The organism is Fodinibius salicampi (assembly GCF_039545095.1).
In the GTDB taxonomy this organism is placed as follows: domain Bacteria; phylum Bacteroidota; class Rhodothermia; order Balneolales; family Balneolaceae; genus Fodinibius; species Fodinibius salicampi.
Genome location: NZ_BAABRS010000003.1, coordinates 133,905 through 145,424 on the forward strand (window position 1 = coordinate 133,905; position 11,520 = coordinate 145,424).

The 11,520-nt window shown below is 44.2% G+C and carries 7 protein-coding genes and 1 tRNA gene; 4 read left to right on the forward strand and 4 right to left on the reverse strand.

Translation table 11 applies throughout. The features are described 5' to 3' along the window. Window positions 1-124: 124 nt before the first annotated feature. Entirely contained in the window at window positions 125-2,080 is a 1,956-nt protein-coding gene (locus ABEB05_RS11735) for a hypothetical protein (protein ID WP_265790370.1), read from the forward strand. A gap of 198 nt (window positions 2,081-2,278) precedes the next feature. Here the strand turns inward: ABEB05_RS11735 and ABEB05_RS11740 are convergent. After that, window positions 2,279-2,351 (reverse strand) — tRNA-Arg (locus ABEB05_RS11740). Window positions 2,352-2,592: 241 nt separating this feature from the next. Here ABEB05_RS11740 and ABEB05_RS11745 point away from each other — a divergent pair. From ABEB05_RS11745 to ABEB05_RS11755, 3 genes are all read left to right on the forward strand, one after another. Beyond that, the gene (locus ABEB05_RS11745) at window positions 2,593-3,633 is read left to right on the forward strand and encodes an SMP-30/gluconolactonase/LRE family protein (protein WP_265790371.1); all 1,041 of its coding nucleotides are present in this window, start codon (window positions 2,593-2,595) and stop codon (window positions 3,631-3,633) included. An 853-nt stretch (window positions 3,634-4,486) separates the two neighbouring features. Then, window positions 4,487-5,782, forward strand: a complete 1,296-nt coding sequence (locus tag ABEB05_RS11750; protein ID WP_265790372.1) for an acetyl-CoA C-acyltransferase — start codon at window positions 4,487-4,489, stop codon at window positions 5,780-5,782. A 40-nt stretch (window positions 5,783-5,822) separates the two neighbouring features. Next, window positions 5,823-7,952: a 3-hydroxyacyl-CoA dehydrogenase NAD-binding domain-containing protein gene (locus tag ABEB05_RS11755; RefSeq protein ID WP_265790373.1), complete on the forward strand. Its 2,130-nt coding sequence runs from the start codon at window positions 5,823-5,825 to the stop codon at window positions 7,950-7,952. A 268-nt stretch (window positions 7,953-8,220) separates the two neighbouring features. On the opposite strand, the gene ABEB05_RS11760 is transcribed toward ABEB05_RS11755, so the two are convergent. The 3 genes from ABEB05_RS11760 to ABEB05_RS11770 form a co-directional block, all read right to left on the reverse strand. After that, window positions 8,221-9,180, reverse strand: coding sequence for a flagellin (locus tag ABEB05_RS11760; protein WP_265790374.1), 960 nt, complete (start codon window positions 9,178-9,180; stop codon window positions 8,221-8,223). A 605-nt stretch (window positions 9,181-9,785) separates the two neighbouring features. Continuing rightward, window positions 9,786-10,745 (reverse strand): flagellin, encoded by a 960-nt coding sequence (locus tag ABEB05_RS11765; RefSeq protein ID WP_265790374.1) that lies wholly within the window; start codon window positions 10,743-10,745, stop codon window positions 9,786-9,788. 401 nt (window positions 10,746-11,146) lie between these two features. Next, on the reverse strand, window positions 11,147-11,470 hold the full coding sequence (locus ABEB05_RS11770) for a hypothetical protein (protein ID WP_265790375.1): 324 nt from the start codon (window positions 11,468-11,470) through the stop codon (window positions 11,147-11,149). Between the last annotated feature and the right edge of the window lie 50 nt (window positions 11,471-11,520).

Here is an 11,520-nt window from a genome sequence, read left to right on the forward strand (position 1 = left end):
TACAAATGAATAAGATTATTTTGGCCAAGTCTACTCCAAAATCATAAAGCACAACTGATAGGGAAATCAAAATTTGAGACGACTATTTTAGTAAATTAATTATAACAATATCATATCATAAAAAATGAAAAATCCTAACTGGACAAGAGAGGAAATCATCCTCGCATTAGATTTATATTTCCAATTAGAATCAAATGAAATAAGTAAGGACAACGATAGGATAATTGAGTTATCAAAGCTCCTTAATAGTCTAGATATACATGATGAGGATGACATTAGTAATCCCGATACATTTAGAAATCCTAATGGAGTGAATTTAAAGCTGAGTAACTTTTTGCCCTCTGATCCAGACTATGATGGTAAGGGGATGCCAGGAGGATCTAAGTTAGATAGGAAGATATTTGAGGAATTTTATGACAAAAGAAAAGAATTGAGAGAAATAGCAGATTCAATACGAGAAAGTATTTCTAGTGAGATAGATTTTTTTCAAGTAGAGGATTTGAAAATATTAAAAAAGTGGGCAGGTGAGGATTACAGGTCTGATGATGAGTCTCATAAAAAAGCATCAGAGAATTTAAAAGAGGGGGTTTGGAAAAAAACAAAGCATTGGTGTAATCTTGTATCTAATATTACAGGACTTGAAAGTGTTGTTAGGATGAATTGGCATAAACAGGCTGGACCGGGTAAATTTAAATTCAGACCATATTCATGGGGAAGATTATTTGAAAGTGAAGCTTTTACTGATGAAATATTTTTTGTTGTAGGTGCACATGTTCAGGAAGGAGAGTACCTGCATATTAGCCTAGATAGGCAACATGAATCACCTCAAAATCTTACTAAAGGTCAGTTAAAAAAAGCAAATGAATTAATTACTGATAAACATGGTCGATACCGATACACTAAGAAAATACCGATAACGAAGTTACCTGAGTATGATTGGGATAAATTAGTAAAGGTTAGTAAAGATTTTATTGGGCAAAATTTAGAAACTTATGAGAATATCCTTAAAGAGGTAAAAAACCCGAATAGCCGAAATAAATTTACTCGAATTTGTTGGAATACAAATGGATGGACTTCACCTTCTGGAACAGAAGGTAAAAGTGATTCTGAAGAGTCATTCGAAGGATTAGTCGGCTTAGGATTCGAGGAATGGTTATTTAACGAAGGGTTAAATTATAATGGCTTTCAATATGGTTTCATCCAAGGTGTGAAGGATAGTTCAAAGTCTAAAATTGTAGATTTGGATTTATATACCTTAAAGAGGACTAAAGAGGGGACTGATGCATTTTGGGTTGCAACAATTAATAATTTAGAAGTAATAAGCGAGTCTAAAATAAATCAAATTCAGAATGAACTTGATTTTATAGATAAACTCAAAAAGAAGAAAAAAGAAATTATTGATAGCAAAAATATTGGAGAGAGAATTAATTCATTTCTTTACGACCGATATATAAATGTACGTTTTAAGTTAGAAGAAGTAGAGTTTCCTCCCGATGGTGAGCTTATTAAAGTTAATTTGGATACTAGTCGATATGGCAGATATAAGCTCTATAATGGTTCAATATGGGATATGCTTGGAATAAAAAAACCTGTAGAAGACGAGAGTGAATATGGATTAGGACAAAAATCTTTAAATCGTTCTTCAGGAGATAGTACTACTGTTAACCTTTCTGCGAATTCTTATCAGAGGAAAAATACGCATAACAAGATTAGTGAAAAGTTAGAACAACATCTTAACAATATTAAAAGTGATAAAGAGGAAGTTGTACCTGAAAGTGTGAGGAGAGATGGGAGGGCAATTGACATGGTATATATTAAGGGAAAAGATGCTATTCTTTATGAAATAAAAACCTATCCTGATATTAGAAATGTAATTAGGAAAGCTCTTGGTCAGATTCTTGAATATGCTTATTGGAATGATCCATATCCAGATTATAATTTAAAATTAGTTATTGTAGGTACACAAACGCCTGACTATATAAGTAAAAATTATTTGAAGTATTTAAGAAACGAATTTAGTCTTCCTGTTTATTATAGTCAATTTGATTTAGACGAAGGAATATTAAATAAGGAGGTATAATAAACTATTTTGTTTGTACCTATATTTGTACCTATAAAATAAAACCCTTGCAAGCCAAAGACTTACAAGGGTTTTATGTGCCCTGGACTAAAATTAATAAGTGGTACAAAAAGGTATTTTGTTTTACCTATGTTGTACCAAATATAAATAAAAAAGCCCTAAGTTATTAGTAAAAAGTAACTTAGGGCTTTTTATGAGTACCCCCACCCGGAATCGAACCAGGATCTAAGGTTTAGGAAACCTCCGTTCTCTCCAATTGAACTATGGGGGCAAAAATCAAGAGCTGATGTATTAAGCACATCAAGAATACGAATATATGTAAAAAATAAGAAGCGTTTTTACAGGGTAATATACAGGATGCGAGATACCCAATACCGGAATCTCCCCTGCATATCTGGCATCCAACATCCCGAATCCGGCAACTACATCCCGCCACTGGCAATGGAACAGAAAAAATAGTACTATTTAGGCCACGGGATTATGTTATTAGAAAAATCAATCAAACTATTCTTATGAAATCATTCATTACGCTTATCTCCCTGTTTTTATTTATCGGGTGTGGAAACCAATCGGAACAAACACAACAACAGGAGCAGGAACAAGCTGTCCAGGATACAACCACTTATAAAAAGGTCGGCAGCATTGAACAAATGGAACCGGAACTCAGTCAGCTGCTGGATATCGACGCCCAATTAGAGGTACTCGGCGAAGGCTATGAGTGGTCCGAAGGCCCGGTGTGGGTGGAAGAGCACCAGTTTCTGCTGTTCTCGGATATTCCTAATAACGTCATTCATAAGTGGGAGGAAGGAGAAGGCGTTTCTGAGTATCTGAAACCGGCCGGCTACACCGGTGAAGAAGAACGGGGCGGCGAACTTGGCTCCAACGGATTGATTATCGGTCAGGATGGCTCTCTTATCCTTGCCCAGCACGGAGACCGGCGCATCGCACGCATGGATGCCCCGTTAACGGATCCCCAACCTAACTTTGTTACGCTCGCTGACAGCTTTAACAATAAAAAGCTCAATACACCCAACGACCTGGTGCAGCACAGCAAAGGTAGCATCTATTTCACCGATCCGCCTTACGGTTTTGAACAGCGGGGCGACGATCCCGCCCAGGAGCTGGATTTCCAGGGGGTCTATCGCCTCACGCCCTCAGGCGAAGTGGAATTGGTTACCGATGAGCTGTATCGTCCCAATGGCGTGGCCCTCTCCCCCGATGAGCAGACGCTCTATGTAGGCAATTCCGGTTCCGAGGAGCCTATATGGATGGCCTTTGACGTGGCCGAAGACGGCAGCACCTCGAATGGACGCGTTTTCCTGGATCCCAAAGAAGTAGTGAATGAGCCCGGCGGTCCCGATGGCATGGATGTGGATACTGAAGGAAATATCTATTCCACCGGACCCGGCGGCGTTTGGGTGATTACTCCCGAGGCCAAAGTATTGGGGATCATCAGAACGGGCAGAGCCACCTCCAACTGCACCATTGGCAATAACGGTAAGATGCTGTATATCACAGCCGATGACTACCTGCTTAGACTGCCTCTCAAGTAAATAATAAATGTTTCTTGAAAGCCCGCAGGAAACGGTTAGCAAGAGACAAATAAAAGCCGTTGATCGACTGTATTCTTATCAACAAGGATTGCCCTGCGAGAGTGCGGGACCGGGTCTGTAATGCCACGGAATAAACATAACAAACCACTGAAATGTGCTCTTAAAAGGATAAGATGCTTCCCATTACTATGGGAGGAAGAATCCCATATATATCGGAAGGTAACGCCCATATATATGGGAAGGAGTCTCCTATATATATGGGAAAGTGATTCCCATATATATGACATTTTGATTGCCATTACTATTGCAAACAGATTGTAAAGCTATTACAAAGTGCCTGTCATTAGTATCACAAGATGTTTGTAATACTTTAGCAGAGAGATTGTCCTTACTATCGCATGGCCTCTGTCCTTACGAGGAAAATTTATTTTTTCCCTCTGACGTTTTATCGACCATATCGCTTATCCGGTCTGCAGCCAGCCCCTCGTCAGACAGAAATGGTCCGAGGTGGGCTCTGTCGCTTTAAAAGAATAAATTCTGGCCCTGAAAGGGCACGACGTTGGGTAGTGAAGTCAAGAAACGGGGTCTGGCCGGGATTCCACGGGGCCAGCAGTTTTTTTCGTCTATTTTTTGCTGACAAAAAATGGAACAAGACTAGTGAGTGATGAGCAGGATTTCCAAAACCCCTGGCAGAATAAATGACAGGAAATAAAATGCTTATTTCCCTTTATAAATTAAAAACAGATTCACCACCAAACTTTAGGTTAACACCGTTAACTATTATATTCATTTACAGATTAATAAATCTGTTATATTATTTTCAACACTCATTTTTCATCCATACTCAACCACTATGGCGAACCAACAACCCGAAGCCGTTATTGTGGACGGCGCCCGCATCCCCTTTCAGCGATCAGGCACCGGATATAAAAAACTGATGTCCTACGATCTTGGACGCATGGCAATAGAGGGACTCATCGGTCGTGCCAACATTTCCCCAGAAATGATTGACCGGGTCATTATGGGGACCGTCATTCAGGATGTCAATACCAGTAACGTAGCACGAGAATCAGCACTAGGCGCCGGCCTTCCCAACCGTATTCCGGCCCATACCGTTACCCAGGCCTGCATTTCATCCAACCAGGCGACCAGCTCCGCCGTCGATCTAGTTCGATCGGGACAAGCCAAAGTGGTACTGGCCGGAGGTACAGAAACCATGTCGGACATCCCTATCCGCTTCCGCAGGAAATTCCGTCAAAAGCTGCTGGATGCCCGCAAATACAAATCACTCAGCGACTGGCTCTCCTTCTTCAAAGGACTGCGTCCCTCCCACTTGCTTCCGGAAATCCCGGAAATTGCCGAATTCTCCACCGGGGAAACCATGGGGGAAAGCTGTGATCGCATGGCCGCTCACTTCGGTATTAGCCGGAAGGCACAGGATGAATACTCCCTGCGCTCGCACCAGCTCGCCGCCAAAGCCACTAATGAGGGACTCCTTGACCAAGAACTGCTGCCCGCTGCGGTACCGCCTGATTTTGAGGTAATCCAACAGGACAACGGTTTCCGGGAAGATACCTCCATGGAGAAACTCCAAAAACTAAGCCCTGCATTTATCAAACCCCACGGTACCATCACGGCAGGGAACTCCTCTTTCTTAACCGATGGCGCCTCGGCCTCGCTCATTATGGAAGCCGAAACAGCCCGTAAGCTCGGATGTACTCCCAAAGCATATCTTCGCGAATACACTTTTGTAGCCCAGGATCCAAAAGATGAGCTATTACTAGGACCTGCCTACGCTACACCACAGGTACTCGATCGGATGGGACTTGCCCTCTCCGATATCGATATATTTGAATTCCACGAAGCTTTTGCGGGACAAATATTGACTGTTCTCAAGGCCCTCAATTCGGATAAATTTGCCCGGGAGAAGCTGGACAAGGATAAAAAGGTAGGCGATATCCCGATGGATAAATTCAACTGTTGGGGCGGCTCTCTCTCACTGGGCCACCCATTCGGGGCCACCGGAACACGCCTGGTAACAACCGCTGCCAACCGGCTCCACCATGAAGACGGACAGCTTGCTTTAGTAGCAGCCTGTGCAGCCGGGGGACAAGGTCATGCTATGATCCTTGAACGGTATGAAGGATAGATAAATAATCACAACCGTATTTACACAGAGCAAAACCATTATGGCTTATTTAACAACCGAGCGGCAGGAAGGAATCCTCATTGTAACCCTCGACCAGCCGAATGAAAAGGTAAACAAACTTAATGAAGCGCTCATTACAGAAGTGCAGGAACTCCTCAAGCAAGCAGAGGGGGAGGACATAAGAGGTATTATACTTATCAGTGGCAAGGAAAATAATTTTATTGCCGGGGCCGATGTGGAGATGCTTAAAAACAAGCAGGCACCGGATGAAATCGAGGACCTCAGCCGCCGGGGCAACGAGCTCCTGCTGGAGCTGGAAAACTTCGATAAGCCGGTAGTTGCTGCTATCCACGGTTCGTGCATGGGTGGGGGGCTTGAAGTAGCGATGGCTTGCCACTACCGGGTTGCTTCAGAACATGATAAAACGGTTATGGCGCAGCCGGAAGTAAAATTGGGTCTTCTGCCGGGGGGCGGAGGCACCCAGCGCCTGCCGCGGCTCATAGGCATACAGAATGCTCTGACCTATCTGCTTACCGGTAAAAATATATACCCGCGCAAAGCTTATAAACTCGGACTGGTAGATGAACTGACCCACAAAGATGCCATCCTTACCGCGGCCAAAGAGGCCGTATACCGGCTTTCCAATGAGAAATTTGAGCGCAAAGACAAACGCTCTGTCCTCCATCAGCTCATGGAGGGACTCAGTCCCCTGCGTAAGATCATCTACTCCCAGGCGCGTAAACGGGCCCAAAAGGAGAGCAAGGGCAACTATCCGGCTCCGCCTACAATAATCGATTGCGTAGCAGAGGGATATGAGAATGGCATGCGTGCCGGCCTTAAAATGGAATCCCGGATGTTTGGTCAGCTGGCTGCTACTCCGGAATCCAAAGCAATGGTCAACCTTTTCTTTGCCATGCAGGGTGCAAAAAAGAATCCAAATAAAGAACAAGCCGCTAAGGTTCAAAAAATAGGCGTGCTTGGGGCCGGACTCATGGGCTCCGGCATCGCTAATGTCAGTGCCAACAAGGGAGATTACCGGGTACTGCTTAAAGACCAGAATGCCGGACAAGCCGCCGAAGGGAAAAAACATATATGGCAGGACCTGGAGAGCGACCGCCAAAAACGAATCATTTCCTCATTTGAGCGCGATCGTATTGCGAGTCTCGTTACGGCTACCGCCTCCTACAAGGGTTTTCAAAATGTAGATTTGGTGATCGAGGCCGTCTTTGAAGATCTGGATCTCAAGAAGTCCATTTTAAAGGAAACCGAAGCCCTGCTTCCCGAAAACGGCATCTTTGCCTCCAATACCTCCTCCCTCCCCATCCGTAAGATTGCAAAAGCAAGTGAACGTCCGGAGCAGGTGATCGGCATGCACTATTTTTCACCCGTCCCTAAGATGCCGCTGCTCGAGATTATCACTACCGACGAAACTGCGGACTGGGTTACAGCCACCGCCCGCCAGGTGGGCATCCAACAGGGCAAGCACGTAATCGTGGTCAATGACGGACCCGGATTTTATACCACCCGTATCCTGTCGCCCTTTATGAATGAAGCCCTCATGCTGCTGGAAGAAGGCATTGCTATTAAGGAGCTGGACCATCACATGAAGCAATTCGGCTTTCCCGTAGGGCCCGCGGCCCTCTTCGATGAAGTGGGCATCGACGTGGCCGCTCATATTACCAAAGTACTTAGCGATCTGTTTGGGGAACGCGGTATAGAACCTAGTCAAAAACCGACCACGCTTTTTGAGAAGGGCTACAAAGGAAAGAAAAATAAAAAAGGATTTTACCAGTACGAAGAAAAGGACGGCAAGACCAAAAAAACCAATCCCAATGAAGAGATTTATAAATACTTCGGAGGAGCCCGAAGGACGTCAATGGATGCTGAAACCGTACAGCAGCGCATGGCCCTCACCATGATCAATGAAGCTGCCTGGTGCCTGCAGGAGGATATCCTGCGCAATCCCACCGATGGCGACCTGGGAGCCGTACTGGGACTCGGATTCCCCCCCTTCCTCGGCGGGCCGTTTCGGTATATAGACCGCGAGGGCGCCGGAACTATTGTAGAGCGGTTGGAAAGCTACCAGAAAGAGCACGGGGCCCGTTTTAAGCCAGCGGACGTGCTCAAAGAGTATGCCAAAGAAGACAAGAAGTTTCATAGCGATGAATAACTAAAAGAGGTCTGTCTGTTTTCGGTACCTAACAGGTCTTGGAGTATCAGCCACTTTTGTGTGGAGTACATAAAACCCCTCTCTGTGTGGAGAGAAGGGTTTGAGATGGGACATAAACCTGCTGATTGAACTTTTAATCTATTCCAAGAACTAATGACAAGTATGGAACGATATTACTTTATATCTCAAAACCTATTTAAATAAAAAATCCATACTGCCTGTCAGGACAGCATGGATTGTAAGGGATTTATGTATGAGAATAAGCGTCTTAGCCAATAAATCCGAGTACCGACTGCGGACCGTTGTTGGCCTGCGCCAGTGAAGACGTGGCCGTCTGCTGCAAGATCTGCAGTCGAACCGACTCACTTTGCGCCTTCGCAAAGTCGGTGTCCATAATTCGGGACTTCGCCGATTCGTTGGCACTGATCGCTTCCGAAAGGGTTTGCTCACGAACGGACAGTGACGACTGGGTAATACCAATGTCGTTCACATTTCCTGACATAGAGGTAATGGCATCATCAACATGGGAAAGGAATGCACGATAATCAGCTGAAGTGGCATTCGTGGCAAAAGTAAGTGCTCCCTGTCCACCAGCAGTTGCTGCTGTAGCAGTTATAGCAGCACCACCAGCAGTTGCACCTCCATCAGCTATTGCTGCTCCGAGACTTGCATCAGCACCATCTGTGAATAATTCTCCCACGTTAACTGCATTAAGATCAGCTTCAATGGTATCCGATTCGCGCTCCCCTACCTGGAAGGTCAAACTTAAAGATCCTGTGTTTCCAGAATCGGCGCCATTAAGCAGTTCATAATCCTGGTAAACCGTTTGATCAGCAATTTTATTAATGTCATCACCTAAGGCTTTTAACTGATCCCCAATAAAGCCTCGTTCATCTTGCCCAAGTGTATCATTGGCTGCCTGCGTAGCCAGTCCTTTCATTTCTACCAGGTTATCCATAATCGTACCAAAACTAGACTCTGCAATATCCAGAACCGACTTGGCATCCCCGACGTTCTGCATCGCCTGGTTTAATCCTCCAACCCGGGCACGCAATTTAGTAGCAATAGAATACCCAGCCGAATCGTCTTCCGCACGATTGATCCGCTTACCGGTTGACATCCGCAGCTGATTCTCGGCCATCTGCTTGTTAATCTTATTCAGGGACAGCTGGGAATCCAGTGACTGTATGTTTGTGTTTACTCGGTTTAAATCTCCAAAACTTGCCATAACTTTTTCTCCGTTTTTATTGTTGTTTAGTTTCTGAAAGTATCTCCATGACAAGGGTATTATCGTTGGTCTATGAGGGTTCTTAAATTTTTTATCAAAAATAATTCAAGAATTCTGAAAAATGGAAGAGTATACGCATTGGCATTATTATGATAGGTAAATTTTATCTATCACGGCTCCAGTGTGGAACTCTAATAACTGTCCAAGTTGCAAACTTGAACCAGTTGTGTGAATATAAACACATTAAAGCCGCCTGTTAGAGAATTCATTCCCGCGGGTATGTAATAATATAAATAGCAAACTCTTCTTTTTTGACCCATCCCTCTTGTTCTCCCCTCCCTGAAAATCAAGGAAGGGAGAGACGCTTTGATTTCATTTGCCGGTCTTATAACATGACTGCTGCTGGTTCTACTATAACCCCTCCTTGCGTGCAGGGAGGGTCGCTGACGCCTCATAGCTTTAGCGAAGTGGCGGTGCCGAGGAACGAGGCGGAGTGAGGGCAAATCCGCCGATTGGACTGCTAACTTATTGCAATAATAAAAAAATCCATACTGCCTGTCAGGACAGCATGGATTGTAAGGGATTTATGTATGAGAATAAGCGTCTTAGCCAATAAATCCGAGTACCGACTGCGGACCGTTGTTGGCCTGCGCCAGTGAAGACGTGGCCGTCTGCTGCAAGATCTGCAGTCGAACCGACTCACTTTGCGCCTTCGCAAAGTCGGTGTCCATAATTCGGGACTTCGCCGATTCGTTGGCACTGATCGCTTCCGAAAGGGTTTGCTCACGAACGGACAGTGACGACTGGGTAATACCAATGTCGTTCACATTTCCTGACATAGAGGTAATGGCATCATCAACATGGGAAAGGAATGCACGATAATCAGCTGAAGTGGCATTCGTGGCAAAAGTAAGTGCTCCCTGTCCACCAGCAGTTGCTGCTGTAGCAGTTATAGCAGCACCACCAGCAGTTGCACCTCCATCAGCTATTGCTGCTCCGAGACTTGCATCAGCACCATCTGTGAATAATTCTCCCACGTTAACTGCATTAAGATCAGCTTCAATGGTATCCGATTCGCGCTCCCCTACCTGGAAGGTCAAACTTAAAGATCCTGTGTTTCCAGAATCGGCGCCATTAAGCAGTTCATAATCCTGGTAAACCGTTTGATCAGCAATTTTATTAATGTCATCACCTAAGGCTTTTAACTGATCCCCAATAAAGCCTCGTTCATCTTGCCCAAGTGTATCATTGGCTGCCTGCGTAGCCAGTCCTTTCATTTCTACCAGGTTATCCATAATCGTACCAAAACTAGACTCTGCAATATCCAGAACCGACTTGGCATCCCCGACGTTCTGCATCGCCTGGTTTAATCCTCCAACCCGGGCACGCAATTTAGTAGCAATAGAATACCCAGCCGAATCGTCTTCCGCACGATTGATCCGCTTACCGGTTGACATCCGCAGCTGATTCTCGGCCATCTGCTTGTTAATCTTATTCAGGGACAGCTGGGAATCCAGTGACTGTATGTTTGTGTTTACTCGGTTTAAATCTCCAAAACTTGCCATAACTTTTTCTCCGTTTGTTAATTGTAATAAATCGTTTATTTCCTACCTGCAACTGGATTATCGGAGTGGAAGAGCCATTCTTAAATAATTTTCAAATATTATTGATCTTAACCACATATTGGTAGGGATTATCTTGGAACAAAATATCGACATTTCGATCACAGATAGGCAATTTTATCCCCCCTACAAATAAAAATTGATGGAATCTTTTTTTGTTAGTCCTCTCATGGGGGCAATAAAACCGTTACAGGAACATGTCCATGTAAAATTACATTGGTAGATGGATTACGTTCTGGAGATAGGTGATCCTTGATCAGTTGCGACTTCCCTGCAACAACTTCTTGAGGAGTGCATCAACCACCATAGCCTCATATTTTTCTACAGATTGTTCATCTTCTACCTTATATATCACGTACAGCAGCTTTGCCATTATCAAAGGTGGGAAGATCAGAAAACTCATCAGTTGTTGGATAATCCTGAAGAAAATCGATACTATATTTCTCTTTGAGCCATTGTAAATCATCGAGGTGATTTTGGTAGATAACATGTTTTACCCAATCCTGAAGTTTGGGTTTATGGATAAATGAAGTGTTTACCTGCTGTATAACGCTCAAATGGTTTTTGAATTGATCTTCATGATTTTGGTAAAGGTGACGCTGTACTTTTGCTAACAACATCTGCTCTACCGAAAGCGAGGTGTTACTTTCTCGCGACGGCTTAGACAAGCTATCATAAATTGGTTCCTATTTTTTCACATAGAATCTTACATGAATCT